Genomic DNA, 26610 nt, shown 5'->3' on the forward strand with positions numbered 1-26610 from the left:
GGTCAGTTCCTCCGTGCAACACCATCGGTGCGCTCGATCCGCACCACGTCGCCGCCATCGCCGCCCAGCCGCAGTTCGGCCGCGCCGAACAGGCGATCCACGACGTAGTACGGCGAGCGAAAACGGTAGTTCACCAGTTGCCCGTCGCCCTGCGCGCCGATGACAAACAGCGGCGGCAGCTCGCCCTGGGCGATGCCCGGCGGGAACTGGATATAGACCTTCTCTCCATCATCGAAGGCGCGCAGAGGCTTCCACGGCGGGTTGCTGCCCGATACCGCGTAGCGGAAGCGGATCTTGTCCAGCGACAGGCCCGTATCGACAGGCGTTGTTGCCTGCGCTGCCTGCGCCTGGCGCTGCAACGCGAGCATTCGGTCTTTCGGATAGTCCCAGGACACCGACGCCATCCATGCCCTCTCGGTCGAGGTCAGCTCCAGCAGGTAGGTGCGCCGACTGGTGGTGATGACGAGATTGGTTTTCAGACCGGAGCGGATAGGCTTGACCAGCACATTGACGCGCAGATCGGCCCCGCCGCCGCTGGACGTGTCGCCCACGATCCAGCGCACGGTATCGCCGGCGGCGACCGTTACCAGTTCCTCGCCCGGTTGAAGCGAAACCACCGTCACGCGCCCCGGCGACGCATAGACCTGATAAAGCGCGCCATCGGTGAACGGCCACACCTGAATCGCGTTGACGTAGCCCTCACGGGTAGGCGCGATACGCGCTTCTGCATTGGCACGGGAAACGCGCACCTTTTCGTCGGCCGGCTCCGGCGCAACGGGGGCCTCATCGAGTTCCGGCAGCGGCTTCAACTGCGCCGGCAGCGCCAGCGGTTCAGGGACGGCGACGACTTCGACGGGCGTGGGCGGTTCGGGCAATGGCTGGGCCAGCACCGGCTCGTCGAGCAAGATGGACGGCGGCGGCTTGCCCTGCGAGGCGCAGCCCGCGAGGGCCAGAAGCGTCAAAGGAAAAACGTAAAGGCGGAAACGAAGTTTCATGGTTTGGCTCCTTCGGAAGAATCCAGTTCGCGGCTCCATGACAGGCCGTTGACGTAGATGCCCAATGGGTTCTTGCGCAGGCGCTGTTCAGTACGCGGGGTTTGCAGGACGGTCGAAAGCACGGCGTTCCAGCGTTCGGTGCCGGCGGGCGCACCGTTGACATAGCGCTGCTCTGTCCAACGCACGTTGAAAGACGTGTCGCTGGCGCGAACCACGCTGGTGATCTGCACCGTCACCGATTCCTTGCCGATGCGGGCGAATGGGTCATTGGTGCGGGCGTAGTCGTTGAGCACCGCCGCGCCCTTGTCGGTGGTGTAGTCGTAGGCATCGAGCCAGTTCTGCCGCACCACGATGGGGTCGATGGACAGCGAGCGAACCAGCGTCACGAAGCGCGCCAGGTGGTGCGCGATCTGCGCGTCGCCGGGCCGGTACGGCGTGGCGGCCTCACCTACGGCGCGCACGTGCCCGGCCTGATCGACCTCGATGACATAGGGCGTCACGATGGACTGCGCCGAGCGCCACACCAGGCCACCGGCCATCAACAGCGCGAGCACCAGGCAGCCGAAGGCCATCAGGCGCCAATTCTTCGCCTGCACGCGAGCCGAGCCGATACGGTCGTCCCACACCTGGGCGGCGGCTTGATACGGGGTGGCAGGCTGCGGCGTATCGGCGTAGCGCACCTGCGGTCGTTTGAATCGCATGGGTGTTCTCCTTGAAGATTAGGTATCCGAATCCCGCAGGCTCGGGCCTTGCCCGGAGCCGCCGCCGTCGCCGCCGCGCAGCGTGTGGGCGGCAGTGGTCGCGGCATGGGTGGCTTGCTGGCGGCGGTGCATCCGCTTGGCCCAGGCAGGCTGCTCTTGCTTCTGCGAGCCTGCGGTGCTGTCCGCGGCCTGGCCGGGGCCGGCACCGTCGCTGCCGGCTTCTGTGCCGTTCCAGCCGGCGCGGAAGGAATCGGTCATCTTCTGCCCCGCAGCGGAAGCACCAGAGGCGACGCGGCGGCCTGCGGCTTGTGCGCCAGTCTTGGCGACATTGCCGAAGCCAGCCACCGCGCCCTTGGCACCGCCGCTGGCCGCAGTGGCACCGGCCTGGAACGCCGATCGGGCACTGCCGGCCGCCGAAGTCGCGGCACGCGCGCCGGCACCGGCCAGCTTTGCGGCCGCCGGGGCCATTCGTGCACCTGCCATGACGGCGCCGCCCACGCCCGTTGCGGCGGCCCCGATCGCAACGCCGGTGCCGACAGCCCCGACCGCAGCACCAGCCATCGCGCCCGCACCAAGCTGCGGCGCACCGGACACCAGGCCGGTGGCGATACCGGGGCCGAAAATGCCCAGCGCCAGCAGCGCGAGCGAGGCCAGCATCACGACCAGCGCGTGGTCGATGGATGGCTCGTCCGGATGCACCTGGAACTCGGCGAACAGGCCGGAACCGATGCCGACGATGACGGCCAGCACCAAGACCTTGATGCCTGACGACACCACGTTGCCTAGCACCTTTTCCGCGAGGAACGAGGTCTTGTTCCAGAGTGCAAACGGGATCAAGACGAAGCCGGCGAGCGTGGTCAGTTTGAACTCGATCAGCGTGATGAAAAGCTGTACCGCCAGCACGAAGAAGCAGAGGATCACCACCAGCCAGGCGATGAACAGCACCACGATGGGGTCGATGTTCACGAACACCTCAGGGAACCCAGCCATGTCCCCGATTTGCTCCAGAATCGGCGCGGCAGCGTCGATGCCGGTTTTTGCCAGGCGGCCCGGCTGAAGGAAGTTCTCCATCGTGATGGCCGAGCCGGTCGCGGTAATCCCCAAGCCGGCGAACGAGCGGAACACGATGCTCGCCAGCCAGTTGAAGTTGCCGATGATGTAGGCGAACGCGCCGACATAGAGCACCTTGCGCAGCAGCTTGGCGATCACGTCGTCTCCCTGGCCGGTGGCGTGGCTCATGGCCCAATACAGGCCAGCGATCGTCATGTCGATGATGATGAGCGTGGCGGTGAGAAATGCCACTTCGCCCTGCAATAAACCGAAGCCCGAGTCGATGTAGCGCGAGAACGTATCGAAGAAACGGTCGATGATGGTCACGTCGTTCATGGCGAATCCTCGGGCGGAGTGAGCGGAGCGGCGCCCTCTGGCAATTCATCTGCGGGCGTATCGAAGCTCGGCGGAATCGGCAGGAGTTCAGCCAGCGAGTTGTATTCGTCCGGCCCGGTATAGCCGGCGAAAAAGCGCCGCCGGAAGGCTTCGGCGGCGGCGCGGCAGGCATCCTCGCCCACGGCCTGCCGGTCGGCCGCGCATTGCCCGCGCAATGCCTTGAGCCGCACCGGATCTGCGGCCAGGGCGTCGGCCAGGTTCTCGGCCGGCTGCTGGCCGCACGCGGTCAGCAGCACGGCCAGCAGGACGGAAGCGCATCGCATGGCCGCCTCCGGTCAGTTGTTGTAGAAGTTGACGGACTGCGGCGTGTACGGCGTGCCGGTGCCGAGGAAGCGCCGCCGCACTTCGCGGGCGCGCTCCATAGCCGCCGCTTGCCGCGCCAGTTCCAGCGAAGCGGCCCGGTCTTGCGTGATCTGGAGCTGCTGCGACTGGATCGACTGCTTGGCCTGCAAAGCCAGGAGCTGGTTCGTCGCCTGCATCGCTTGCAGCGCGCCGGTGGCCGACTGGCTCTGGCTCACGAGGTCGGCCAGCGCGCTTTCGTCTTGGGCGAGGTTCTGCGACACCTGCGCCTGCATCCGCATCGCGGTATGCAGGCCGTTCAGGGTGTTCTGCCAGCGTTCGCGGGCATCCTGTGCCATGCGGTCGCCGCTGATGGTGGCGGCGTACTGTTCCGGGTACAGGCGGGCGAACGTGGCATCCATGCTCTGCACGTCGTAGGCCAAGCCGCGCGCCTCGGCGATCAGGCGCTCGGTGGTGGCGAGCGTCGAGCGCAGGCGGTTGACGATGTTGAAGTCGAGATTTGCCAGGTTCCTGGCCTGGTTCATCAACATCTGCGCCTCGTTCTGGAGCTGGTTGATCTGGTTGTTGATCTGTTCCAGCGTGCGCACGGCGGTCAGCGTGTTCTGCACGAAGTTGGACGGGTCGAACACCGTCAGCGCGGATGCGGGCTGCACGGCCAACATCGATACCGACAGCACGGCAGCGAGTGAGACGGAGAGCAAACGGGGCTTGGTCTTCATGGCGAAACCTCCAGCGGTTGAGAAGCGAGAAAGGAAGCTGCCGCCTGAGCGGACGGCAGCAGGTCGGCGGCCCAGCCGAGGCCGCGATGACGCAGCCACGCGCCGGCGAAGCCTGGAGCGCCGGCCTGCGTCAGCATGCGGTCAATGTCGCGTTGGTCTTGAGGGGTGGATGCGCCCGCGAATGCGAGCGCGACAGGCCCCAGGTCGAGGTCGAAAAGGCGGTTGCCGAGGCGCGACTGGTAGTAGTAGTCGCGCTTGGGCTGCGCGGTGGCGACGATCTCGATCTGCCGGCTGTTCAAGCCGAAGCCTTCGTAGATCGAGCGAATCTGCGGCTCGGTCGCCTGCGGATTAGGTAAGAAAATCCTGCTCGCACAGCTTTCGATGATGGCTGGCGCGATGGTCGAGTCCTTGATGTCGGCCAGCGACTGCGTGGCAAAGATGACGCTGACGTTCTTCTTTCTGAGCGTCTTGAGCCATTGCCGGATGCGGGCCGCGAAAGATGGCTCATCAAGGAATAGCCACGCTTCATCGAGGATCAAAAGCGTGGGCGCGCCGTCGAAACGTTCGTCGAAGCGGGCGAACAGGTAGCGCAGCACCGCTTGAACGGCGGCAGGGCTGTGCATCAGTTCTTCCATCTCGAAGCCCTGCACGTCTGCCATGCCCAGCCGGTCTTGGTCAGCGTCCAGCAGCTTGCCGTGTGCGCCGCCCAGCACATAGGGCGCGAGCGCTTGGCGCAGCGCGTTGGACTGCAATAACACCGACAAGCCGGTCATGGTGCGCTGCTCCGCCGGCGCACCGGCAAGGCTTCTCAGCGCCGACCAGATGGCAGCCTTCTCGTCCGGGCCGACCGTCACGCCTTCGTGCAGCAGCCGGCCCTCCACCCATTCGGCGGCCCAGGTGCGGTAGCCCTCCTGGGCAATTCGTGCGAGTGGCTGGAAGGCGATGCCGCCATCGGCGCCGAGGTCATAGTGCTCACCGCCAAGGCCGAGGATGGTGGCGCGCATCGAGCGCCCCATGTCGAAGGCGAAGATCCGCGAGCCGAAGTAGCGCCGGAACTGCATGGCCAGGATGGCGAGCAGTACTGACTTGCCCATGCCAGTCGGCCCAGCGACAAGGGTGTGGCCCACGTCGCCGATGTGCATTACCAGCCGGAACGGCGTCGCACCATCGGTGCGTGTCACGATCAGCGGCGGGCCGTCGAGGTGGTCGTTCTTCTCCGGCCCAGCCCATACCGCTGACAGCGGCATCATGTGGGCCAGGTTCAGCGTTGAAACGATGGGCTGACGCACGTTCGCGTATGCGTTTCCGGGAATCGAAGACAGCCAGGCATCGACGGCGTTCAATGTTTCGGGGATCGTCACGAAGCCCCGGCCCTGGATGACGCGCTCCACCATGCGCAGCTTCTCGTCGGCCACGGCCGGGTCGGCGTCGAGCACCGTCACCGTGGCGGTGAGGTAGCCGAAGGCAACTTGGTCGCTGCCCAACTCCTGCAAGGCGGAGTCGGCGTCAGCGGCCTTGTTGCTCGCATCGGTATCCACCAGCGGGGATTCCTGCTGGAAGATCGTCTCGCGCAGCAACGCGACGACGTTCTTCCGCTTCGCAAACCATTGACGGCGCAAGCGGCCGAGTTCCTTTTCCGCCTCGGCTTTGTCCATGCAGAGAAAGCGTGTGCTCCAGCGGTAGCCAAAGCCCAGGCGGTTGAGGTCGTCCAGAACCCCCGGCCACGTCGAGGTCGGAAAGCCTCGCACCGACGCCACGCGCAGGTGTTGGTCGCCGAGCATGGGCGCAAGGCCACCGACCAAGGCGCAGTCGGCCAGCAGCGCGTCGATATGAAACGGCACGTCGGGCACGTCGACGCGGTAGCGCCGCGTGGACACCGTGGCGTGCAGGTAGGTCAGCGTCTGGTTGTCATCGAGCCAGGCAATCTCCGGCATCACGCCATCGAGCAGATCGAATACCCGATCGGTTTCCGACACGAAGGCATCGAGCCGGCCACGCCAGTCCACTCCGTCGCCTGGCGAGTTCTCGTAGAGCAGCTTGGCAGCGCGGGCACGCGATTCCTCGGGCGGCAGAAACACCATCGTCAGGTGATAGCCGCTCTCGAAGTGGTGGCCCGATTCCTCAAAGGCGGCGCGGCGTTCCTCGTCCACCAGCCAGGACAGTGGCTCGGGAAAGTCCGAGTGCGGATAGTCTGCCGCTGGCCGGCGCGCGGCTTCGATGAACAAGGCCCAGCCTGAACCCAGGCGGCGCAGCGCGTTGTTGAGCCGCGCCGATGTGGCGATCAGCTCGCCCTGCGTGGCGCTGTCCAAGTCTGGCCCGCGAAAGCGTGCGGTGCGCTGGAATGAGCCATCCTTGTTCAGCACCACGCCTGGCGCGATCAGCCCGGCCCAGGGTAGCCAGTCGGCAAGCAAGGCCGGGCGCTGACGATATTCGGCAAGGTTCAGCATGCGATCCTCCTCACACGTCCAGCAGCGGCTTGTGCTTGATGTGGCGCGCGAAGACCTGCATAAACTGCGGATCGACGCGCGCACCCCATACGGCCAGCGAGTGGCCTACGATCCAGAGCACCACGCCGAGAATCCACAGTTGCAGGCCCAGGCCGACGGCGGCGGCCAGCGTGCCGTTGGCGATTGCCACGGTGCGCGGTGCGCCGCCCAGCAGTATTGGCTCGGTCAGCGAGCGATGCAGCGGCACCTCGAAGCCTGGAAAGTCGCTGGCCGCACTCATACGACGGCCCCGCCGGAGAACGAGAAGAACGACAGGAAGAATGAGGAAGCGGCGAACGCGATGCTCAACCCGAACACGATCTGGATCAGCTTGCGAAAGCCGCCGCTGGTGTCTCCGAAGGCCAGCGCCAGTCCCGTGGCGATGATGATGATGACCGCGACGATGCGTGCCACCGGCCCCTGGATCGACTCCAGAATCGACTGCAAGGGCCCCTCCCACGGCATCGAGGAACCGGCGGCCTGCGCCGTCCCGGCCAGCAACAGCAGCAGCGCGGCCAGCAGCAGTCCATGACCCGCAGGGCGGGTGAGGCTGCACAGCGGCGCCAGGCCGGACAGGCGAGGAGGCGGATTTACGGAAAAGCGGAAAGAATCAACATGCGTCATGGCAGTTCTCCAAGTCGGTTGGGGGGGCGGGGATGTGCAGCGGCGTCAGCTGCGAGAGGAACCGGCGTCAGCTCCGGAAACGGCGTTTCCAGTGCGTCCGCCAGGCGATAGCCCGTGTCGTCGAAGCCGACGACACGGGCTATGGTTTCGACGTGGCGCTTGCGGCCGCGTCCGGCGATGTGGATGACGACGTTGACCGCCTCGGCGATCAGCGCCCGCGGCGGATTCACAGCGACTTCGAGAATCAGCTGTTCGAGGCGCAGCAAGGCGCCCAGCGCGGAGCCGGCATGGATGGTTGCAATGCCGCCGGGGTGGCCGGTGCCCCACACTTTGATGAGGTCGAGGGCTTCGCCGCCGCGCACCTCACCGACGATCACGCGGTCAGGCCGCAGACGCATCGTGGCTCGCACCAGCTCGGTCATGGTGACGACGCCGGCGCGGGTGCGCAGCGGCACATGGTCGCGGGCCGCGCATTGCAGCTCGATGGTGTCTTCGAGCACCAGCACGCGGTCGCCTGTGGCGGCGATCTCGGCCAGCAGCGCGTTCGCCAGCGTGGTCTTGCCGGTGCTGGTGCCGCCAGCGATCAGGATGTTCTGCCGCTCGCGCACGGCGCGGCGCAGGAACTCGGCCTGCCCGGCGGTCAGGATGCCGTCGGCCACGTAGCGATCCAGGCCGATGATGCTCACGGCCCGCTTGCGCAGCGCGAAGGCTGGCCCCGGGGCGGCCGGAGGCAGGATGCCCTCGAAACGCTCGCCGGTCTCCGGCAACTCGGCGGTCAAGAGCGGCTGGCCGCGATGCACCTCCGCACCGACATGCGCGGCGACCAGGCGGATGATGCGTTCACCATCGGCCTCGGGCAGCTCCACGCCCAGCGGCGAGCGACCCGACGACAACCGATCCACCCACAGGGTGCGATCGGGGTTGAGCATGATTTCCACCACATCCGGGTCTTCGAGCGCAGCGGCGATCAGCGGCCCCATTGCCGTGCGCAGCATCTGGATGCGGCGATCCTGGGACGCTGCTGCGGATGAGCGAGGTTCGGGCGGGATCTGTGGAACGGCACTCATGATGCACGCTCCGCAGTTCGTTCATGGGCGGACGCCATCACTGCTGCGTCATCCATCCGCATCGGATCGGGGTGCAGTTCCTCCACCACGTCGCGCACCAGACTGCGGCCGCGCAGAAGGTGGCGGCCCAACTGCTCGACGAACTGCTCGAAGCGCACCTTGCCCTGGGCGCGTGCCGCATCCTGATGGGCTTCGGGCACCGGCGTGCTGACGGTCAGGAAGTAGCGGATGAACAGCGCGAGCGTTTCGATCTGGATGTTTTGGTCGCGCTCCAGGCGTTCGGTCTGCCGCGACAGTCGATCCAACCGCTTGGCAATGGCGGCCTCGCGCTGGTCGCCAGCATCGGGCGACAGCCAGGACGCCAAGGCCGCTGCGACGATGGACGACTTGGACACGCCTTTCTTGGCGGCCAGTTCGTCCAGGCGCTGGGCGTGCTCGGGCTGGATGAAAAGATTGAGGCGGTATTGGCTCATAGGTCGATTCCGTCGTTGGGGTCGAGGGAAGCCAGCCGGGCCGTGCGCTGCATGGCCGGGTCGAGCTGGCCGGGAAGCGGCAGCGCCAGGTCGTCGTCATCGAGCAGCGCCAAGTCGTTCGCATGTGCGTCCGGCTCAGGGTCGTAGGCGACGGTTTCGGAGAGTTCGGGCTGGCGGCGCGGGCCGCCGTCGTCGGTGCCGCCCAGGCCATCGGCGGATGCCGAGGCCGGCGCCGCAGGTACGGCCGGGATCGCCAAGCCACTCCAGTCGTCGGGGCGGGCTGGCGGCGCGTCGGTGTACCTCCCGGCTACGAGCGCGGGCGGTGGCAGGACGCGATTCTTGAAATTGGCGTCGGCGTAGTAGCGCAGCTTCTTCGCGCGGATCGGGGCAACGCTGGACACCATGACCACTGCGTCATCAGGTGGAAGCTGCATCACCTCGCCGGGCGTCAGCAGCGGACGTGCAGTTTCCTGACGCGACACCATCAGGTGCCCCAGCCACGGAGCGAGCCGGTGGCCGGCGTAGTTGCGCTGCGCGCGAAGCTCGGTGGCGGTGCCGAGGGTTTCTGAAATCCTTTTCGCCGTCCTTTCGTCGTTCGTGGCGAAAGTCACCCGGACATGGCAGTTGTCGAGGATGGAATGGTTCTGCCCATATGCCTTGTCGATCTGGTTCAGGCTCTGAGCGATGAGAAAGCTGCGGATGCCGTAGCCGGCCATGAAGGCAAGCGCGGACTCGAAAAAATCTAGGCGACCCAGCGCCGGAAACTCGTCCAGCATCAGCAGCAGCTTGTGCCGGCGCGCGATGCCATCGCTGCCGTCGAGCGATTCGGTCAGCCGCCGCCCGATCTGGTTCAAGATGAGCCGGATCAGCGGTTTGGTGCGGCTTATGTCGGAGGGCGGCACCACCAGATAGAGCGATACCGGGTGCTCGGCGGAAATCAGGTCGGCGATGCGCCAATCGCAGCGCGATGTGACTTCGGCCGCGGTCGGGTCGCGGTACAGGCCGAGAAACGACATGGCGGTGGAGAGCACGCCCGATCGCTCGTTGTCCGACTTGTTGAGCACTTCGCGGGCAGCGGATGCGACAACCGGGTGAGGCGCATCGCCCAGGTGCTTCGTCGTCATCATCCGGTGCAGCGTCAGCTCGAACGGACACGCCGGGTCGCTGAGGAAGTTGGCGACACCGCGCAGCGTCTTGTCCTCGCCTGCGTACAGTACATGCAGGATGGCGCCAACCAGCAGCGCGTGACTGGTCTTTTCCCAATGGTTCCGGCGTTCGAGTGCGCCATCGGGATCGACAAGAATGTCGGCCACGTTCTGCACGTCGCGCACTTCGTGCGCGCCGCGCCTCACTTCCAGCAGCGGGTTGTAGGCTGCCGACTGCGCATCCGTGGGGTTGAACAGGAGGCAGTGGCTAAACCGCGAACGCCAGCCTGCGGTGAGCGTCCAGTTCTCGCCTTTGATGTCGTGAACGACGACGGATGCGGGCCAACTCAACAAGGTGGGAACGACCAGGCCCACACCCTTGCCCGAGCGCGTTGGTGCGAAGGTCAGGACGTGTTCCGGGCCTTCATGGCGGAGGTACTGGCCGCGATGCAGCCCGAGGAAAACCCCGTCGGGCTGGATCAGCCCAGCTTTGCGTATGTCTTCCGCATCGGCCCAGCGTGCCGAACCGTAGGTGGTGACAAGGCGCGCTTGCCGCGAGCGCCACACCGACATGGCGATGGCGACCACCACGGCCACCAGACCACTTCCACCCGCGATGGCCCCGCCGATATCGAAGACGTGCGGCGCGTAGGCATCAAAGAAGAACCACCACTCGAACAGCCGCCAAGGGTGATAGACCGGGGTTCCAAAGAAGTCGAACCATGGCGAGCCAAGGCGTAGTTGATAGCCCAGGGCGGCGGCTGTCCATTGCGTTGCACCCCACACGCCGGCGATCACGATGCCGAATACGGCGGCGATCTGCCCGAACAGTACGCCCTGAGCTTGCATTGACTGGCCTCCGATTTCCCTGCACTGATTCCTCGTTCAAAAGCGGCACAGGAACGTGCCGCATAGAGCGAGGATCGGTGCCGGGTGGGTGCCCGTCAAAGACCGTTTTGAGCACAACGGTCGAGGGAAAAGAAAGAATGAGCGGCGGGGCGAGTCGAAGACAAACGCCGCAAACTACAGCACCCTATGGCGCATTTGGAGTTTCCAAGAGGTTGCCCAGAAAAAAATTCTCGCTGGGTCTTGCTCCCCTCATGAGCAGAATCTAGATATCATGGAAAAGAATTATTTATTGAAATCTTGATAAGAATGAAAGATATGAAGAGCATGGATCTCAACTTACTCAAGGCGCTGGACGTATTGTTGGACGAACGCAACGTGACACGGGCGGCAGCACGTCTTGGACTAACCCAACCGGCCTTGAGCGGCATGCTTGCGCGGCTGCGTGAAAGCTTCGGCGACCCGCTGTTCGCGCGTGCGCAGCGGGGCATCGTTCCGACGCAGCGGGCGCTAGACATAGGGATATCTGTCAAACAGGTGCTAGCGGAAATCGACGCGCTGCTCCAGCCACCTTCTTTCGACCCAGCCACCGCACAACTGACCTTCTCCATCGCCGCGACGGACTATGCGCTGCGTGCCATTGCTGTCCCATTTCTATCGGCACTCAAACAGCACGCACCGCGCGTTCGAGTCTCATTAGTGCCAGTCGAGAGCGGACTGCTACAGAACCAGCTTGAGCGCGGTCAGATCGATCTAGCCCTCCTGACGCCAGAGATCACTCCGCCAAATCTGCATGCCCGAGAGCTATTCAAGGAGCACTACGTGTGTGTCCTGCGGGAAGACCATCCAGCGGCTATGGGGCGCAAGCTGACAGTTAAGCAGTTCTGTGCTCTCGACCATGCGCTTGTTTCCTACGATGGTGGAGGTTTCCGCGGCGTCACCGACGATGCGCTAGAACAGTTGGGCAAACAACGAAGCGTCACACTGTCGGTCAAGAGCTTTCTGATCTTGCCAGACATCCTGCGTGCCAGTGACATGGTTGCGATCTTGCCGAGCCGCTTGGTCGCCGGTATGGACAAGCTGGCTATCTCCCTGCCGCCGGTGAAGATACCGGGGTTCACCAAGACGGCTGCTTGGCACGAACGCACCCATCACGATCCAGCACATCGCTGGATACGAGCACTGCTGTTCACTTCCTGTGCTAACAACAAGTAGGCAAGATGGCTCTCATCGTCATGCTCAGCACAACTCTGCCTCGCACTACAAATATGCAATCAGCCGGCTCAATTGGAGACGGACCCTTTCGTAGCACCGCTGCGAGATAGCCTTGTCGGCGGATGGCAGAACCTAGACGCTGATATCAAATTATATGATTTCAAAAATAAAAAATTAGTATTTCACTTATTTCACAGGGAGGATCATGATTGCTCTATGACCACTTGAATGACGCAGCCACCCCTGTTGCGTCATTGACATTTTGTGAAGGAGCTTCGATATGAGCAAGCAACAGAACGCCATCCTCTGGCCCGAAGGCTACACGCCGGGCTTTACTGAGAATTTCGCCTCTAATGAGATCATCGCCGCCGGCTTGAGCGCGGCCGACGTATGGCCGCTACTCGTCACACCATCGCTGTGGTCAAGCTACTACGCCAACTCGGCTAACGTGCGCTTTCATGGCGGCAAAGGCCCGGTACTGGCCGACGGCGATCGATTTTATTTCGAGACCTTCGGCTTCCCGGTAGAGGGGCAGTGCAACGAGTACGTGGCACCTGCGGATGGGCAACCCGGCCGCGTGGCCTGGCACGGCTGGTCCGGCGAGGAAGGCACAGATACGCGCCTGGATGTGCATCACGCCTGGCTGGTCGAGAACCTGGACGGCGGGCGCGTGCGCATCCTCACGCAGGAAACGCAGAAGGGCAAGCCGGCCGAGGAGCTGCACAACGCCAAACCCAACCCGATGATCAACGGCCATCAGGACTGGCTCGACAGCTTGGTCGAGACAGCGCGCAAAGCCAAGCAGGCGTAATGGTCGCTGGCCGCTTGATCCCAAGCGTCTGAACTGAGAAAACCATGATGGGAACTCCCCTCGAGATTCTGCTGGTTTTGACTTCGCAGGCAACGATGGGCGACGACCCGCGCCTGACCGGCGTGTGGTTCGAGGAACAGTCCACCCCGTACTACGCCTTGGTCGATGCAGGTGCCAATGTGGATATTGCGTCAATCGCCGGCGGCGAGATTCCGGTGGATCCTCATTCCATAGCGAGCGAAGGCATGAACCCGCCGAGCGTGGAATGCTTCCTCGATGACAAGGTGTCGATGGACAAGCTCGAAGGCTCGCTGAAGATCGACAGCATCGCCCCGGAAGGGGGTGCGGTGATGTTCCTGCCCGGCGGCCATGGCACCATGTGGGACTTACCCGGAGCGGGGCGCTCGTCAATCTGCTGTCGGGCGCTTGGGCTGACGGCAGGGTGGTCGCGGCGGTCTGCCACGGCCGAGCCGGACTGGTTAATGTCAAGGAAGCGAATGGCCAGCCGCTGGTTGCCGGCCGTCGCGTCAGCCCCTTTGCCAAACGCATGAGCCGCGAGACTGGGCTACCTGTGGCAGTGAGTTGGGGCATCGACCATCCGCGAATGGCCGAGCACGTGATCGCTGGCAGGTAGATGGGTTTGGTGATTCTTGGCCGCGCCATGCTAGCCAACCCACACTCTTTCTCCACCTTTGCAGGAGCTGAAGGTGGAGCACCCGGAATGGCTGCTCCACCGCCTTACGCGCACTGGCTCGAACTCTCCCGAGGCTGCGGCAAGCTCACCACATATAACGACTAGGAGGAGGTGACCGTGCGAGTTCCCAGAACCCGATCCAGTCTGTGTCGCAGGGTGTCCCAGTGACTACGCTATCAAAGGAGCTAGTACTCAACTCGATAACTTGAGCGTGATAACGCCCAGGATGATCAGCGCCACGCCAAGGTATCGCATCAGGGAGGTTGGGTCGCCATAGAAATGAATTCCGACTAAGAACGTTCCCGCCGCTCCGATACCCGTCCACACCGCATAAGCAGTCCCAATCGGTATCTGACGCTGAGCAAGCCATAGGAAGGCGCCGCTAATTGTCATGAAAGAGACGGCTACTGCGACCCCACTCCAACGCGATGTTGGCTCTTGCGCCATTTTCAGCCCGACCGGCCATCCGATTTCAAACAATCCAGCCAAAACAAGATAGATCCAGCCCATTGCAATTCTCCTTCAAGTTTTTCATATCCGGCATACATACTCCAGCGTGACCACCAGCTTAGAACTTCGGCGGCTCTTTAGGTGTGGTGTAGGGCACATCGCCATCTTCGTAAAAGCGCTTTCGGGTAGCCTCGGCAACCCGGTTACATAGTTGGTCGCCCAGCATAGGACGATCCAACTTGCATTGCTGGCGCAACTTTTTCAGCCGCTCAGGATTGAGCGCTAATTCATCGACCGTCGGAAGGTTGCCTTTATCTGGTTTCCCGGATGGGCTGCAGGCTGCCAGTGTCGAGGAAAGCAATATGAGAGCAATCTTCTTCATGGTTAAGTTTCCTTGGGAGATTGTGTGATGGTTTACCGCCGACTTTTGGCGTCTGGAGATTTGATCGAATGAACGCGTTCCATGAAGCGAGTCAGTATTTCTGACGGCTCGCTGGCCGGTCGTAGCAGATAGGTCGTGAGCATGGGCGAACCTCCAGTCAGCGGCCGTGCGACCACACCCTGTTCCCTGCTGGCAGTAATATGCGCACCTCCTGTGAGGCCTAGTGCAAGTCCCGCCGAAACCAGGACCATCATTAGATCGCTGGAAGTCACGCGTTCGGCAATTAGAGGCTCAATGTCCACGCGACGTAGCACCCGTTCAACTTGCCGAGCATGGCCCTCACACGCCACCGCGTCGCAGAGCACCAGCGGATACCGCAACAGCTCTTCCAGGGGAATCTGTTTGTGGGATAGCAAGGGGTGCCGTGCGGGCACAGCTACCATCAGAGGGTCACTCCACACCGGCACGGCGATGATGCCTTCGCCGACTTCATCCGATTGAGCGAAGCCGAGATCGTACAGTTCGCCACACAATCCCTTGATTTGCTGTGACAAAGGCACTTCGAAGAAGCGAACTTCCACTTCCGGCTCTTCCTGCCGGCAGAGCGCCAACAACGCAGGCAGGCGCGATGGCGTGATTCCATCAGACAATGCAATACGGAGCTGGCAATGAAAGCCATTGGCTGCGGCGTTCACACTGTCGCGCGCCTGCTGCAAAGCTGCGAAGACACGGGGTACGCTCTCAAAGAAGAGTCTGCCTGCACGAGTCAAGCGGGTGCTCCGAGTGGTTCTCGCAAATAGCGCTACGCCCAACTCCTCTTCAAGCTCTTTGATGGCGCGCGACAGCGGCGATGTCTCGATGTGGAGGCGCTCTGCGGCTCGGGCAAAGTGCAGTTCCTCTGCCACCGCTAGAAAGTAGCGCAGATGCCGAATTTCCATGTTCGCATTCCTCCTCACTTAGGCCTCACCACCTTCGCCTTGCGCCACGCTATCTAGCCTTCGCAAGCTGCTCCAGCAAGCTTCCCCGATCAAACAGGTGGGCCGGATAGTGCTTTTGCCAGCACACCCCATTGCACGGCTGTCTCGGCCCGCGTGCGGATCAGCGAAGCCTGCGCTGACATCACCCCCGCCTCAGCCTCGGCCACCACCGTGGCGTCCACTTGTCCCGCCTCAAACAGACGGCGGCTGCGATCGAGCTGACGCTCCGCGACTGCGACCCCCTCGGTCTGATGCTCCAGTGCGGCGTGCTGCGTATGCCAACCGAGGTATGCGTTCTCTACGTCCTGCAATGCACTCAACAAAGTGCGCTCGAACTCCGCGCGCGCAGCTCGGCTGCGCGCCTCTCCGGTCTCGATGCCGGCACGGATCGCGCCACCATCGAAGATCGGCAACGAAACCCCGGCCCCAAGTGAAAAAATGTTGCCGGTAATGCGCGTCCCCGCACTCTCAACGCGCTGCCGTCCGCCGCTCAGGTCCAACACCAGCTTAGGGAAGCGTTCGCCTTCGGCTGCGTTCCAGCGCGCGGTTTCGGCTGCGAACTTCGCTTCGGCGGCGCGCACGTCGGGCCGCTCACTCAGCAGGTCCGCAGGTATGCGTGTCGGTGTCCAATTGGGGGCGGCGAGTGAAGCAAGAGTCGGAGAAGCTGCAGACGCTCCGGGCGTTTGTCCCGCTAGTACATCAAGTGCATGCGTCGCCTCGCCGCGCGCACGCCGAAGTTGCTCTTGCTCCACACGCAGTGCGACGACGCCGGAGCGGGTTCGCTCGATGTCGAAGCCGGTAGCTTGTCCGGCCTCGAACTTCCGTTGTGTCAGCAAGACAAGTCGCTCGGCGGATGCCAGCCGCGCCGTGGCGAGCGCTTCGAGTTCACTGGCTTGGCGCTGCTGCACAGCCGCCGACACTGTTTCAAACGCGACCTGCCAACGCGTGGCAACCCACGCTTGTTCGGCTGCCACCGCATCCAGGCGCGCACCTTCTGCTGCCTGCGAAAGCCGCCCCGACAGGTCTGCCTCCCACGATGCAGACAACGTGGCGCGGCCATCATTGCCGATCGCAACGTTCTCTGAATAGTCGCGTCCTCGAGTTGCCTGCGTGCCCGCGGACAACGAGGGGAGCAGGGAGGCCCGTGCTCGCCGCGTGGCGGCCGAGGCCTCGTCGACGCGCGCGCGCGCAATCGACAGTTCGGTGTTGCGCTCCAGCGCCGCCCGGACTAGGACATTGAGCTGTGGATCGCCGTAGGCCGTCCACCAGTCGACGGGAAGAGTACGGCGGGATGATTTGTCCAGGATGCCTTCACCTCCCTCTTCATTTGAGAAATGGGCCGGTACATCCAGGCGAGGCGGATCGGCAGAGTGCGGAGCATGGCTGCAAGCCGCAAGAAGCATTAGCGGCGAAATCATGGCCATGAGGCGATAGCGTTCAAGAATTTGAGACATGGCAGGTCCTTGCATTCCGAAAAAGTCTTGACGGACTGTTTTACGCCTTCTACTATACCGTCTGGACTGTATATGACTCAAGCTTTTTTTGGAGCACGACCATGCCGCCTCGCGCGAAAACAAAGTTGCACCCCCCGTCCACCGCCCATAGCAGCACCGATGCGCAGCCCGTTCTCCAGCAAGGAGCCCAGCTAACTCGCGAGCGCATCCTGCAGGCCGCTCGCGAACTGGTGCTGGAGGAAGGCGCCAGTCGTCTGACGCTGGACGCCGTCGTCGTGCGGGCCGGGTTGAGCAAAGGGGCGTTTCTCTATCATTTCAAGACCAAACGCGATTTGTTCGTGACACTGATCGACGAGATGATCCGGGCGTTCGACGCGGTACAAGCCAATCACGAGCGCAGGTTTGCCGGAGACCCGGACCCCTGGCTGTCGAGCCAGGTGGAAGCGATACCCGACGACGAGATGCAGAAGATGGGCGCAGCGCTGCTCGCGGCAGCTGCGGAAGATCCAACACTTCTCGACCCACTGCGCGAGTGGTATCGCGTGCAGTACGAACGCGTGCGTCGATCCCCGCGTGGCACCGAGACCGCGGCACTCATCATGCTGGCATTGGATGGCGCCCTGTTCGCCGATCTCCTGGGTCTGCCGATACTCGCACCCGCAGAGCGGCGGCATTTCTTTCGGGCGCTCCAGGATCTCGCCTCGGGCCATCTCGAACTGATCCCTGCGAAAGGACACCCATGAGTCGCGTCCGTAGAGCTTTCATGACCGCGTGCGCACTGCGCTCCTTGACGGTTGCTTGCACACTATTCATTTCGACCCTGGTCTCAGGGTGCGGAAACTCGCAATCCACCGTATCCGAGCCTCCGCGTGCAGTGAAGCTCGCCGCCGCGCAGTCGGATCTTCCGCATAGCTCCCGCATCGAATTGACTGGCTCGGCGCGAGCAACCGAGCGCAGCATCCTAGGATTTGAAACAGGAGGACGGATCGCCAAGTTGAACGTCGACGTGGGTGAACGGTTCGCCCGCGGTCAAGTCATGGCAGAACTTGATGCGGAACCTGACCGGCTTCGCGTGACGCAAGCGCAAGCATCCCTGGCGGCCGCCGAAGCCGGCCTGATGGATCGACGTGTACAGACAGATCAACAGCGCCGGTTGCTCGAAAGCGAAGTCATCTCCCCTGCTGCGTTCGAGAGCGCCAAGGCGCAGCTAGCGGTCGCAGAGGGCCAAGCGCGCACTGCCAAGGCAGCGCTTGGCCTGGCCGAACGAGCACAACGTGGCACGATAATCGTCGCTCCTTTCGATGGTGTCGTGGCGGAAAAGCTGGCTTTGGCGTTCACCGACATTGCTGCTGGTGCGCCGGTATTTCAGGTCGACGGTGTGCGCAGTGGCACTGAGATCATCGCGAACGCGTCTACTACACAGGCACCTCACATAGATGTCGGCCAACGCGCAGAACTGTTCTGGAGCGGAGCCGAACAACCAATCCGAGCGGTGGTACGTCGTGTCGGTCTGCGCGCCGAAAATGGCTCGCTCCTACCCGTGGTGCTAGTGCCTGAAGATAACGCGCAAGCGCGCGCACTTCGGCCAGGTATTCCCGTACAGGTCGTGCTCGACGCACCTGCGGCGACCTCCAAGACCTCTCGGCCCGAGACTGTATCCGTCCCTTATGCCTCGCTGGTGCTCGGCACGAAGCCGGGTGAGGCTTCCGTCTTCGTCTACACCCCTGCAGATAAGAAGGTGCACCGTCGCGCGGTGCGCTTCACGCCGGCACAGGAAGGAGACAGCGCGCGCGTCCTCGCTGGACTTAAGCCCGGCGAGACGGTGGTTGCCGCCGGAGGCGGATGGCTCACCGATGGACAGCCAGTGACACCACTGGAAGCCACCACTCAATTGACCAAGCGCTAACGCGATCCACCAGGTTACTTCATCATGAAGATCACCGAGATGGCGCTGCGCGCCAGTCGACTTACCTACTTTGTAGCGCTTATCATTTTCGTCGCCGGCATCGCGACCTTCCTGAATTTTCCTTCTCAGGAGGAGCCGACTGTCACGGTCCGCGATGCGATGGTCACGGCGTTGAACCCGGGGCTGCCCGCCGAACGCGTTGAGCAACTCATTGCCCGGCCGATCGAGGAGCGCTTGCGCGAACTGGCAGAGGTCAAGCGCGTGACGAGCACCGTGCGCGCAGGCAGCGCCATGATCCAGGTCACGATCTGGGACCGCTACACCGACTTGGCACCGATCTGGCAGCGCGTCCGGGCCAAGGTCGCCGATTCGAAGGATGCCTTACCACAGGGCACGATGGGGCCTTTCGTCGACGAAGACTTCGGCCGCGTCGCGGTTGCCTCGATTGCGGTCACTGCACCAGGTTACTCCATGAGCGAGATGCGCGTCGCGCTCAAGCAGATGCGCGACCGCCTGTACACCGTGCCTGGTATTGAGCGCATCACTTTCTACGGCCTGCAGGAAGAGCGCGTCTATCTCGAGTTCGATCGGCCTAGGCTTGCGCGATTGGAGCTGACACCACAGGGGGTGATCGACCAACTCGTCAAACAGAACGTCGTCGCTTCGGGTGGACAAATTGTCGTCGGCGGCATCAATGCAACCTTGGCGGTCAGTGGCGAAGTGAGTGACGCTCCCTCCCTGCGAGCAATGCCGATCGCGCTGCCGCGACCGCAAAGTAGTACGGCGCCCATGCCGACGATCGCATTGGGTGAACTGGCGCAGGTGAGTGTGCGGCCAGCCGATCCGCCGGAGTCTGCCGCCATCTACAAAGGCCAGCCCGCGGTCGTCATGGCGGTTTCGATGGCCTCTGGTCAAAACGTGGAGCAGTTCGGAAAAGCGCTCAAAGCACGGGTTGCAGACCAGGAGAAGCTGCTGCCGGCGGGTTTCGATCTGTCATACGTCACTTTCCAGGCCGATGTCGTCAAGCACGAGATGGGCAAAATGAACCACGTCATGATGGAGACGATCATCGTCGTCCTCGGTGTCGTCGTGCTCTTCCTCGGTTGGCGAACCGGGATCATCGTGGGCATGATCGTGCCGTTGACGATCCTCAGTGCACTCATCGTCATGCGCGCGATGAACATCGAGCTTCAGAACGTCTCGATGGGCGCCATCATCATTGCGCTCGGCTTGTTGGTGGACAACGGCATTGTGATTGCCGAAGACATCGAACGCCGCCTAGCCGGTGGCGAAGATCGTAAGCATGCCTGCCTCGAGGCCGGCCGCACGCTCGCCATTCCGCTGCTCACGTCCTCGCTCGTGATCGTGATCGTGTTCTCGCCGTTCTTTTTTGGCCAGAACGCCACGAGCGAGTATCTGCACAATCTCGTGGTCGTGCTGGCACTGACGTTGTTCGCATCGTGGCTGCTGTGCCTGACTGTCACGCCCCTGTTGTGCTACCACTTCGCCAAACCCCACCACAAGCAGGAGCATGGCGACGCCTATGACACCCGCTTCTACCGTGGCTACCGGCGCGTACTGGAGTGGGTTCTCCACCATAAGGCGGTCTATGTAGCGTCGATGATCGCGGCGCTTGCCATTGCGCTGTATGGCTTCACCACCCTGCCTTACGATTTCATGCCCAAGTCCGACCGGCTTCAGTTCCAGATTCCGGTGCAGCTCGCCCCAGGTACGGATTCGCGCGAAACGCTCGCACGCGTGAAGCAGATCAGTAGTTGGCTGGGCGACACGAACATCAATCCAGAAGTCTCCGATCACATCGGCTACGTCGCCGATGGTGGACCTCGCTTCATCCTTAGCCTGAATCCACCGCTGCCGGCATCGAACATCGCGTACTTCGTTGTCACACTGAAGCCGAAGAGCGACATCGACGCTGTCCTCGCCCGAACCCGCAGCTACTTTGCGCACGCACATGGCGACGTGCGCGCCGAGCCCAAGCGCTTCTCGCTCGGTGCGACCGAATCAGGGACCGCCATCTATCGTGTCAGCGGTCCGGATGAGGAGGTATTGTTGGAGGCTGCGTCCAAAATCGAAGCAGCACTGCGCAAGCTGCCCGGAACCATCAACGTCAAGAACGATTGGGATACGCGCATTGGCCGCATCGACGTAAAGGTTGACCAGGACCGCGCGCGTCGGGCGGGCGTAACGACTGAAGACATCGCTGGCGGGCTGGATGTCCGCTACAGCGGCCGATCGATCTCGGTGATTCGCGACGGTGACACCTCCGTTCCGATCGTCCTGCGCAGCATCGTAAGCGAGCGTCGCAGCACGGCAGACGTAGGCGCGACGCTCATCTATCCCAGCAACGGCGGTCCGGCGGTGACGCTGGCCCAGGTCGCAGACGTATCGCTCGCGAGCGAGCCATCGGTCATCCAACGGCGTAATCTCATCCGCACGATCACCGTGCAAGGACAGAACACCTCCTACACCGCCCAGGAGATCGTCAACCGCCTGGTGCCTAGCGTCGCTGCCTTGGACCTGCCCGCGGGCTACTCGGTCGAACTTGGCGGCGAGATCGAGGAAGCTGCCGAATCGAACGCCGCGCTGTCGACCTACATGCCCCTCGCATTTCTGGCGATGCTGATGCTGTTCGTATGGCAGTTCAATTCCTTCCGCAAGCTCGGTGTGATCCTCGCGACGATCCCTTTCACGCTTATCGGCGTGGTATTGGCTCTGAAGCTAACCGGCACACCTTTCAGCTTCATGGCGACCTTCGGCGTACTGGCCTTGTTCGGGATCATTGTCAACAACGCCGTGCTGTTGCTGGAACGCATCGACCAGGGCTTAGCGGAAGGCCTGCCGCGCCATGAAGCCTTGGTTGGGGCCGCGATACAACGACTTCGTCCAATCGTGATGACCAAGGTCACCTGCATTTCGGGACTGGTGCCACTCATGCTCTTCTCCGGACCGTTATGGAAAGGGATGGCGATCGCGATGATCGGTGGGCTGGCGCTCGGAACGCTGGTGACGTTGGGCTTGATTCCGTTGCTTTACGAAGTCCTGTTTGGAATCAAGCGAATTGGGCCGTGGAGCCTGAGTGCCGCCACCGCGCATGGAGATCGCTCATGAGTCTCTTGCGGACCGCCTCGTGCTGCGCATTCTCAGAATTCGTATGTACCCACGCTTCATCCGTATGTCTCGCTAGGCTTATGCGATTCAGCATCCATCCGCTGATCTGGAAATCCTGGTCGATTGTCATTGCCGCAGGGGTTCTAGGAGCGGGCTATCCATTGGGCCTGCGGGCCATCACGGCGGGCGGTCCGACGCGCTGGGTCGGCCTCTGTGTGGCAGTGACGTGCATGGCGGCCAGCGGCGCACTTTTGTGGCTCGCGCTCAAGCGGATTCCGATCAGCGCGGCCTCTGCAGCCTGGGCAGGAATCGGGCTACTTGGAAACTTGGGTATCGGCGCCCTCTTGCTAGGCGATCTCGCATCAGTGACGCGCTGGTCTGGCACCGCCCTCATCGCAGCAGGCATTGCCTGTCTTAGTTTCGTTTGATCAAGGAGACCCATTATGAAGAGCAAAACTGCATTGATCCGCGGCGGCATTTTTTTTTGCGTAGCAGCCGCGCTCTCTGGATGCGCGACCAACAGCATGACGCGCTCCGGATTTCTCGGCGACTACGAGAAGTTATCGCCGACACGATACGAGAACGTACTGATGTACCGCGCAGCGGGATTCGAGCCCAAGCGTTATGCCGCTGTCGTGGTGGAAGATGCGCAGATCAAGACCGCCTCGGGTCGCATCGATGGGCTCGATGACGCGCAGCAGCGTGAAGTGCTAGACCATGTGACGAGCGAACTGAAACGCCAGGAAGGCAAAAGTCCCGCCACCCCAGGTGGCACGGGACAGGTTCGGGTGCGTGTAGCGGTCACCGAACTGCAGACACCGAATCGGGCAGTCAATGCAATGACGACCCTGCTGGTTGGACCCGTGACGACGGGCGGTGCCAGCCTAGAGTTCGAAGCAGTCGATGTAAGTACGGGACGACGCGTTGCTGCCGCCAGTTGCTTCGAGCGCGGCAACGTCATTAAAGAGTTCGCCGGTTCGTACACATTGCTGGGTCATGCCAAAGCGGCGATCACGAACTGCATCGAGCGCATCGACAGCGCTTGGCGGGACACGCAGCCATGAGCAACGCTTCACAGGCTTGGCTCCGGCAGGATGCCATGGTCGGCGGTGATCACAAATGGCTGGCGGGTGGCGACTGGACGATAGAGCACTACGCCAGTCTGGCAAAATCCGTGTCCGCCGCCCGCATCAGCCATGCCGAGGGGTACGCCACTCCCTTGCTCGACTGGACGCAAGTCCAGAGACTGGACACCGCCGGCGCGGCTCTGCTGGTGGAAATTCTCGGGCCAGACTCGATACTCGACCGGCCGGAGGCAGCTCCAAATCTGTCCCCGGATCGCCTCGCCCTAATGAAAGCGCTTGCCGCCGCTGCTACCGCTCAGCAGAAGACGGACAAAGCAGCGGTGAGCGGGAATCCTCTGCTCCGCGGTCTGGGACGCATAGGCCTGACCGTGGAACAGGGCTGTCGTGCGTGTCTTGGTCTGGCCGGGTTCGTGGGTCAGATCATCGAAACATGGAGCCGTACCGTTCGTCACCCGCGTCGCTGGCGCACGACCTCGGTGATCGCTCAAATCCAGCGGTCAGCGGTGGACGCCATTCCCATCGTGGCGCTACTGAGCTTCATGGTAGGAATGGTGGTGGCGTTCCTGGGCGCAACGGTGCTGGCCAACTTCGGTGCGAGCATCTTCTCGGTGCATCTGGTCGCCTTCTCGTTCATGCGCGAGTTCGGAGTGCTGCTCCCGGCCATATTGATTGCAGGCCGTACCGCAAGCGCGTATACCGCCCAAATCGGTTCGATGAAGGCAAATGAAGAGATCGATGCGCTTCGCTCCAACGCGCTCGACCCCATCGAGTTGCTGGTGCTGCCACGCGTGCTGGCGCTTCTTGTGTCCTTGCCACTGCTCACATTAGTAGGCATCTTGGCTGGCATTGTGGGCGGCGCCACTGTATGCGCACTGAGCTTGGAGATTCCTCCTGCACAGTTCCTTGCCATCGTGCAGGAAAAAATCGAGGTGCGCCATTTTCTTGTCGGAATGAGCAAGTCCCCGCTCTTCGCGGTGATGATCGCCGCTATCGGCTGCCATGAAGGGTTCAAGGTCGCCGGTAGCGCTGAGTCGGTAGGCGACCACACGACTTCTAGTGTTGTGCAATCAATCTTCATGGTGATCCTGATCGATGCCATCGCTGCACTGTTCTTCATGGAGATGGGCTGGTGAGCGCGGTGAAGCAAGACACCGACAACGGTGTGCGACACGCTATTGAAGTGCGCGGCCTAGACAACAGGTTTGGAACCCAGCAGGTCCATCAGGACCTGGACCTGGACGTGCGACGCGGGGAAATCCTTGGCGTGGTGGGAGGATCAGGCACCGGGAAATCCGTGCTCTTGCGTAGCATCGTCGGGCTGCAGAAGCCGCATTCGGGCGTGGTCCGTATCGGGGGGCGCGACCTACTGCGAGCCCAATGGCTTGCACGCGCGCGTATGGAGCGAAGGTTCGGCATTCTGTTCCAGAAGGGCGCGTTGTATTCATCGCTGACCGTCTTGGAGAACGTCGCTCTTCCTTTAATCGAGCATGTCGGTCTGGCGCGGCCTCTTGCCGAGCGTTTGGCAAGAAGCAAGCTGGGCTTGGTGGGGTTGCCTGCCGGAGCGGGAGACAAATATCCGGCCTCGTTGTCCGGAGGCATGGTGAAACGAGCAGCACTGGCGAGAGCCTTGGCGCTTGATGCGAACATCCTGTTTCTTGACGAACCCACCGCAGGACTGGATCCAATCGGGGCTGCATCTTTCGACCAATTGATTCTGACCCTGCGCAATGCACTGGGTCTCACGGTGTTTCTGGTAACCCACGACCTCGATACGCTGTACACCATATGCGACCGTGTCGCGGTCCTGGCGAACCAGAAGGTACTCATCAACGACGGCATCGAGGCAGTCGAGCGATTCAAGCACCCGTGGATACAGGAATACTTTCACGGCCCCCGTGGCCGTGCGGCCGCACAGGCCACTGGTGCTTCCAGCCAAGAGACGCAGCCATGAAACCCTTCCGCATCTGCATCATTCTTCCGTCGCGCACGCATTGGGCTGGGCGCACGCAATATTTACACTCTGAAAACGAGGTGGTCTGATCATGGAGCCACGTGCCCATCATGTATTCATTGGTCTGTTCGTCGTGCTGCTCGGTGCGATTGGTATCGGCTTCGCGCTCTGGCTCAGCGACACACGTTCCGACCACGATTACCAGTATTACCGGATCATGTTCGATGAGCCAGTGACCGGGCTTACGCCCGGCAGCCAGGTTCAGTACAGCGGAATCACGATTGGCGAAGTCGTTGCACTTTCTCTTTCGCCGCGTGACCCAAGGCGGGCGATAGCGCGCGTGCGTATCAATGCCACCATCCCGGTCCGGCAGGATACCCGCGCTGAATTGGTCATCACGGGAATTACCGGCAACGCGGTGATCGAGTTGAGCGACGGCGGGCCAAACGTGCCATTGCTGGATCGGAAAGAGGACGAGGAACCGTTGATCCTCGCGCCACGTTCGGCGATGGCATCCCTGGTCTCCGGCGAGGGTAACAGCATGACGACACTCAACGGCATCTTGCTGCGCACGCAGGAGTTACTGTCGAAGGAGAATTTGGCTCTTGTGCACCGCAGTCTAGTGAATCTCGAACAGACTACGGGCGCGGTCGCTGACCAGAGGGCCGAGATCGCGACGTTAATCAGCAATCTGACCGAAGCAAGCAGAGAATCGACAGCTGCCGTGCGCCAAGCAAATAGCACTCTTCGCGATGCCAACCTGCTACTAAATAACGATGGTAAGCAAATCATGGTGAACACGCGTGATGCAACGGCATCCCTCGAACGCGCCGCTTTCAGGGTTGAGACGCTACTGCAAAACAATCAGGAATCGCTGAACCAAGGCATGGCCGCCACAGGCCCTGCCATGCACGAACTCCAGCAGGCGCTGGCCAATCTAAACACCGTGCTGCGCCGACTGGATCGCAATCCGGCGCAATACCTGCTCGGTGGAGAGAACATTGAGGAAACCAAGCCGTGAACACTTCCGCCAGGATGATTCCCGTCGCTGCCGCGACTATGACGCTAGTACTCGGCTTGTCCGCGTGCAGTGTGCTTCCCAAAACAGCTCCAATGGTCACCTACAAACTGCCCGACTATCACATCGCCCAGGCGGAGAGTACGCCACGCGCCGTTCCTGGACCTGGGGCGCTGCGCGTCTACGCCCCTGAGAGTAGTCGCGTCCTGGATTCGGAGCGGCTTTTCATTGCGCAGCCCGATGGTCGCTTGTCGGCTTGGCAAGGAGTGCGTTGGGCCGACCCCGCACCGGTGCTGCTACGCGACCGAATCGTCGAAGCCTTCATGCGCGATGGCCGGTCGACTTCGGTGATTACCGATAGCACGCCAATGAGCGCCGATATGGAGTTGCGCAGTACGCTACGGGCGTTCCAGCTCGAATACCGCGGCACTGAAGCGATCGCCGCGGTTCGGGTTCGGCTCGATGTGCAACTGGTCGATCCGGCCAAACGGACTGCTATTGCCAGTAGACGCTTCGAAGCAATCCAAGCTACAGGCAGCAAGCGAGAGGCAGATGTGGTGAGCGCGTTCGGTGTCGCGACAGACGTGTTGGCCGGGCAGATCGTTGAATGGGCAGTTCAGGTCGGGGCAGCGCGTTTGCGAGTTGCACCGGAATCGGCAAGCAACCATGCACCCACAGCGTCGGCGATAAGCACAGACTAGTCGCCTTAACGGAGCACAGAAGCTAGGGCCAGAAC

Annotated in this window: 27 protein-coding genes; 12 read left to right on the plus strand and 15 right to left on the minus strand. The window is 62.4% G+C overall.

Annotated features, from left to right (window positions below):
• Positions 1-2: 2 nt before the first annotated feature.
• The 11 genes from trbG to ACSYS9_RS18350 all read right to left on the minus strand — a co-directional run bounded on the left by trbG (position 3) and on the right by ACSYS9_RS18350 (position 10805).
• Positions 3-995, minus strand: coding sequence for a P-type conjugative transfer protein TrbG (gene trbG / locus ACSYS9_RS18300; RefSeq protein WP_164823731.1), 993 nt, complete (start codon positions 993-995; stop codon positions 3-5).
• Positions 992-1696: a conjugal transfer protein TrbF gene (trbF, locus tag ACSYS9_RS18305; RefSeq protein WP_181853944.1), complete on the minus strand. Its 705-nt coding sequence runs from the start codon at positions 1694-1696 to the stop codon at positions 992-994. Before trbF ends, trbG begins: the two co-directional genes overlap by 4 nt.
• Before the next feature lie 18 nt (positions 1697-1714).
• The gene (gene trbL / locus ACSYS9_RS18310) at positions 1715-3082 is read right to left on the minus strand and encodes a P-type conjugative transfer protein TrbL (RefSeq protein WP_068596007.1); all 1368 of its coding nucleotides are present in this window, start codon (positions 3080-3082) and stop codon (positions 1715-1717) included.
• The gene (locus tag ACSYS9_RS18315; RefSeq protein WP_068596004.1) at positions 3079-3405 is read right to left on the minus strand and encodes a hypothetical protein; all 327 of its coding nucleotides are present in this window, start codon (positions 3403-3405) and stop codon (positions 3079-3081) included. Before ACSYS9_RS18315 ends, trbL begins: the two co-directional genes overlap by 4 nt.
• Before the next feature lie 12 nt (positions 3406-3417).
• Positions 3418-4161 (minus strand): P-type conjugative transfer protein TrbJ, encoded by a 744-nt coding sequence (gene trbJ / locus ACSYS9_RS18320; protein WP_164823732.1) that lies wholly within the window; start codon positions 4159-4161, stop codon positions 3418-3420.
• On the minus strand, positions 4158-6608 hold the full coding sequence (gene trbE, locus ACSYS9_RS18325; protein ID WP_164823733.1) for a conjugal transfer protein TrbE: 2451 nt from the start codon (positions 6606-6608) through the stop codon (positions 4158-4160). The genes trbJ and trbE overlap by 4 nt, the downstream gene beginning before the upstream one ends.
• Positions 6609-6618: 10 nt before the next feature.
• The gene (locus tag ACSYS9_RS18330; RefSeq protein ID WP_068587373.1) at positions 6619-6888 is read right to left on the minus strand and encodes a VirB3 family type IV secretion system protein; all 270 of its coding nucleotides are present in this window, start codon (positions 6886-6888) and stop codon (positions 6619-6621) included.
• Positions 6885-7271 carry a TrbC/VirB2 family protein gene (locus tag ACSYS9_RS18335; RefSeq protein ID WP_068587371.1) on the minus strand — a complete coding sequence of 129 codons (387 nt, stop codon included), beginning with the start codon at positions 7269-7271 and terminating at the stop codon, positions 6885-6887. Before ACSYS9_RS18335 ends, ACSYS9_RS18330 begins: the two co-directional genes overlap by 4 nt.
• A complete protein-coding gene (gene trbB / locus ACSYS9_RS18340) occupies positions 7268-8266 on the minus strand; it encodes a P-type conjugative transfer ATPase TrbB (RefSeq protein ID WP_440569419.1) in 999 nt (332 codons plus the stop codon). Before trbB ends, ACSYS9_RS18335 begins: the two co-directional genes overlap by 4 nt.
• Positions 8267-8334: 68 nt before the next feature.
• A complete protein-coding gene (locus ACSYS9_RS18345; protein ID WP_068605611.1) occupies positions 8335-8811 on the minus strand; it encodes a CopG family transcriptional regulator in 477 nt (158 codons plus the stop codon).
• A complete protein-coding gene (locus ACSYS9_RS18350) occupies positions 8808-10805 on the minus strand; it encodes a conjugal transfer protein TraG (protein ID WP_181853945.1) in 1998 nt (665 codons plus the stop codon). Before ACSYS9_RS18350 ends, ACSYS9_RS18345 begins: the two co-directional genes overlap by 4 nt.
• A 306-nt stretch (positions 10806-11111) precedes the next feature.
• On the opposite strand from ACSYS9_RS18350, the gene ACSYS9_RS18355 reads away from it, so the two are divergent.
• The 3 genes from ACSYS9_RS18355 (at position 11112) to ACSYS9_RS18365 (ending at position 13379) form a co-directional block, all read left to right on the plus strand.
• Entirely contained in the window at positions 11112-12017 is a 906-nt protein-coding gene (locus ACSYS9_RS18355) for a LysR family transcriptional regulator (protein WP_034018434.1), read from the plus strand.
• A gap of 280 nt (positions 12018-12297) precedes the next feature.
• Complete coding sequence (locus tag ACSYS9_RS18360) at positions 12298-12828, plus strand: polyketide cyclase (RefSeq protein WP_034018433.1); 531 nt, start codon at positions 12298-12300, stop codon at positions 12826-12828.
• A 44-nt stretch (positions 12829-12872) separates the two neighbouring features.
• A complete protein-coding gene (locus ACSYS9_RS18365) occupies positions 12873-13379 on the plus strand; it encodes a hypothetical protein (RefSeq protein ID WP_052157317.1) in 507 nt (168 codons plus the stop codon).
• A gap of 335 nt (positions 13380-13714) precedes the next feature.
• On the opposite strand, the gene ACSYS9_RS18370 is transcribed toward ACSYS9_RS18365, so the two are convergent.
• The 4 genes from ACSYS9_RS18370 to ACSYS9_RS18385 all read right to left on the minus strand — a co-directional run bounded on the left by ACSYS9_RS18370 (position 13715) and on the right by ACSYS9_RS18385 (position 16785).
• Positions 13715-14032 (minus strand): DMT family transporter, encoded by a 318-nt coding sequence (locus tag ACSYS9_RS18370; RefSeq protein WP_000539741.1) that lies wholly within the window; start codon positions 14030-14032, stop codon positions 13715-13717.
• A gap of 58 nt (positions 14033-14090) precedes the next feature.
• Entirely contained in the window at positions 14091-14354 is a 264-nt protein-coding gene (locus ACSYS9_RS18375) for an EexN family lipoprotein (RefSeq protein ID WP_016487824.1), read from the minus strand.
• A gap of 32 nt (positions 14355-14386) precedes the next feature.
• Complete coding sequence (locus tag ACSYS9_RS18380) at positions 14387-15292, minus strand: LysR family transcriptional regulator (protein ID WP_006378999.1); 906 nt, start codon at positions 15290-15292, stop codon at positions 14387-14389.
• An 89-nt stretch (positions 15293-15381) separates the two neighbouring features.
• Entirely contained in the window at positions 15382-16785 is a 1404-nt protein-coding gene (locus ACSYS9_RS18385) for an efflux transporter outer membrane subunit (RefSeq protein WP_016487825.1), read from the minus strand.
• A gap of 101 nt (positions 16786-16886) precedes the next feature.
• On the opposite strand from ACSYS9_RS18385, the gene ACSYS9_RS18390 reads away from it, so the two are divergent.
• The 9 genes from ACSYS9_RS18390 to ACSYS9_RS18430 all read left to right on the plus strand — a co-directional run bounded on the left by ACSYS9_RS18390 (position 16887) and on the right by ACSYS9_RS18430 (position 26575).
• Positions 16887-17528, plus strand: a complete 642-nt coding sequence (locus ACSYS9_RS18390; protein WP_034018431.1) for a TetR/AcrR family transcriptional regulator — start codon at positions 16887-16889, stop codon at positions 17526-17528.
• A 131-nt stretch (positions 17529-17659) separates the two neighbouring features.
• Positions 17660-18691, plus strand: coding sequence for an efflux RND transporter periplasmic adaptor subunit (locus ACSYS9_RS18395; protein WP_228022241.1), 1032 nt, complete (start codon positions 17660-17662; stop codon positions 18689-18691).
• A 24-nt stretch (positions 18692-18715) separates the two neighbouring features.
• Positions 18716-21820 (plus strand): efflux RND transporter permease subunit, encoded by a 3105-nt coding sequence (locus ACSYS9_RS18400; RefSeq protein ID WP_034018429.1) that lies wholly within the window; start codon positions 18716-18718, stop codon positions 21818-21820.
• A gap of 80 nt (positions 21821-21900) precedes the next feature.
• The gene (locus ACSYS9_RS18405; RefSeq protein WP_032665245.1) at positions 21901-22248 is read left to right on the plus strand and encodes a DMT family transporter; all 348 of its coding nucleotides are present in this window, start codon (positions 21901-21903) and stop codon (positions 22246-22248) included.
• A 15-nt stretch (positions 22249-22263) separates the two neighbouring features.
• The gene (locus tag ACSYS9_RS18410) at positions 22264-22884 is read left to right on the plus strand and encodes a DUF3313 family protein (protein WP_016487830.1); all 621 of its coding nucleotides are present in this window, start codon (positions 22264-22266) and stop codon (positions 22882-22884) included.
• The gene (locus tag ACSYS9_RS18415) at positions 22881-24038 is read left to right on the plus strand and encodes an MlaE family ABC transporter permease (protein ID WP_016487831.1); all 1158 of its coding nucleotides are present in this window, start codon (positions 22881-22883) and stop codon (positions 24036-24038) included. Before ACSYS9_RS18410 ends, ACSYS9_RS18415 begins: the two co-directional genes overlap by 4 nt.
• Positions 24032-24856 carry an ATP-binding cassette domain-containing protein gene (locus ACSYS9_RS18420; protein WP_220276609.1) on the plus strand — a complete coding sequence of 275 codons (825 nt, stop codon included), beginning with the start codon at positions 24032-24034 and terminating at the stop codon, positions 24854-24856. Before ACSYS9_RS18415 ends, ACSYS9_RS18420 begins: the two co-directional genes overlap by 7 nt.
• Before the next feature lie 91 nt (positions 24857-24947).
• Positions 24948-25877, plus strand: a complete 930-nt coding sequence (locus tag ACSYS9_RS18425) for an MlaD family protein (RefSeq protein WP_034018428.1) — start codon at positions 24948-24950, stop codon at positions 25875-25877.
• A 92-nt stretch (positions 25878-25969) separates the two neighbouring features.
• Positions 25970-26575: an ABC-type transport auxiliary lipoprotein family protein gene (locus tag ACSYS9_RS18430; protein WP_223231737.1), complete on the plus strand. Its 606-nt coding sequence runs from the start codon at positions 25970-25972 to the stop codon at positions 26573-26575.
• Positions 26576-26610 lie beyond the last annotated feature (35 nt).

Origin of the sequence: Stenotrophomonas sp. STK17_22 (assembly GCF_051983905.1) — a bacterium.
Lineage (GTDB): Bacteria > Pseudomonadota > Gammaproteobacteria > Xanthomonadales > Xanthomonadaceae > Stenotrophomonas > Stenotrophomonas maltophilia_A.

Bases quoted from the DNA above. Each gene is read 5' to 3' on its own strand.
- trbE (WP_164823733.1), bottom strand. From the start codon at position 6,608: ATGCTGAACCTTGCCGAATATCGTCAGCGCCCGGCCTTGCTTGCCGAC.
- ACSYS9_RS18405 (WP_032665245.1), top strand. From the start codon at position 21,901: ATGCGATTCAGCATCCATCCGCTGATCTGGAAATCCTGGTCGATTGTC.
- ACSYS9_RS18360 (WP_034018433.1), top strand. From the start codon at position 12,298: ATGAGCAAGCAACAGAACGCCATCCTCTGGCCCGAAGGCTACACGCCG.
- ACSYS9_RS18370 (WP_000539741.1), bottom strand. From the start codon at position 14,032: ATGGGCTGGATCTATCTTGTTTTGGCTGGATTGTTTGAAATCGGATGG.
- trbG (WP_164823731.1), bottom strand. From the start codon at position 995: ATGAAACTTCGTTTCCGCCTTTACGTTTTTCCTTTGACGCTTCTGGCC.
- ACSYS9_RS18335 (WP_068587371.1), bottom strand. From the start codon at position 7,271: ATGACGCATGTTGATTCTTTCCGCTTTTCCGTAAATCCGCCTCCTCGC.
- ACSYS9_RS18355 (WP_034018434.1), top strand. From the start codon at position 11,112: ATGAAAGATATGAAGAGCATGGATCTCAACTTACTCAAGGCGCTGGAC.
- ACSYS9_RS18410 (WP_016487830.1), top strand. From the start codon at position 22,264: ATGAAGAGCAAAACTGCATTGATCCGCGGCGGCATTTTTTTTTGCGTA.
- ACSYS9_RS18390 (WP_034018431.1), top strand. From the start codon at position 16,887: ATGCCGCCTCGCGCGAAAACAAAGTTGCACCCCCCGTCCACCGCCCAT.
- ACSYS9_RS18345 (WP_068605611.1), bottom strand. From the start codon at position 8,811: ATGAGCCAATACCGCCTCAATCTTTTCATCCAGCCCGAGCACGCCCAG.
- ACSYS9_RS18330 (WP_068587373.1), bottom strand. From the start codon at position 6,888: ATGAGTGCGGCCAGCGACTTTCCAGGCTTCGAGGTGCCGCTGCATCGC.
- ACSYS9_RS18415 (WP_016487831.1), top strand. From the start codon at position 22,881: ATGAGCAACGCTTCACAGGCTTGGCTCCGGCAGGATGCCATGGTCGGC.
- ACSYS9_RS18400 (WP_034018429.1), top strand. From the start codon at position 18,716: ATGAAGATCACCGAGATGGCGCTGCGCGCCAGTCGACTTACCTACTTT.
- ACSYS9_RS18425 (WP_034018428.1), top strand. From the start codon at position 24,948: ATGGAGCCACGTGCCCATCATGTATTCATTGGTCTGTTCGTCGTGCTG.
- ACSYS9_RS18375 (WP_016487824.1), bottom strand. From the start codon at position 14,354: ATGAAGAAGATTGCTCTCATATTGCTTTCCTCGACACTGGCAGCCTGC.
- trbJ (WP_164823732.1), bottom strand. From the start codon at position 4,161: ATGAAGACCAAGCCCCGTTTGCTCTCCGTCTCACTCGCTGCCGTGCTG.
- ACSYS9_RS18315 (WP_068596004.1), bottom strand. From the start codon at position 3,405: ATGCGATGCGCTTCCGTCCTGCTGGCCGTGCTGCTGACCGCGTGCGGC.
- ACSYS9_RS18380 (WP_006378999.1), bottom strand. From the start codon at position 15,292: ATGGAAATTCGGCATCTGCGCTACTTTCTAGCGGTGGCAGAGGAACTG.
- ACSYS9_RS18385 (WP_016487825.1), bottom strand. From the start codon at position 16,785: ATGTCTCAAATTCTTGAACGCTATCGCCTCATGGCCATGATTTCGCCG.
- ACSYS9_RS18350 (WP_181853945.1), bottom strand. From the start codon at position 10,805: ATGCAAGCTCAGGGCGTACTGTTCGGGCAGATCGCCGCCGTATTCGGC.
- ACSYS9_RS18365 (WP_052157317.1), top strand. From the start codon at position 12,873: ATGATGGGAACTCCCCTCGAGATTCTGCTGGTTTTGACTTCGCAGGCA.
- trbF (WP_181853944.1), bottom strand. From the start codon at position 1,696: ATGCGATTCAAACGACCGCAGGTGCGCTACGCCGATACGCCGCAGCCT.
- trbL (WP_068596007.1), bottom strand. From the start codon at position 3,082: ATGAACGACGTGACCATCATCGACCGTTTCTTCGATACGTTCTCGCGC.
- ACSYS9_RS18430 (WP_223231737.1), top strand. From the start codon at position 25,970: ATGGTCACCTACAAACTGCCCGACTATCACATCGCCCAGGCGGAGAGT.
- trbB (WP_440569419.1), bottom strand. From the start codon at position 8,266: ATGCTGCGCACGGCAATGGGGCCGCTGATCGCCGCTGCGCTCGAAGAC.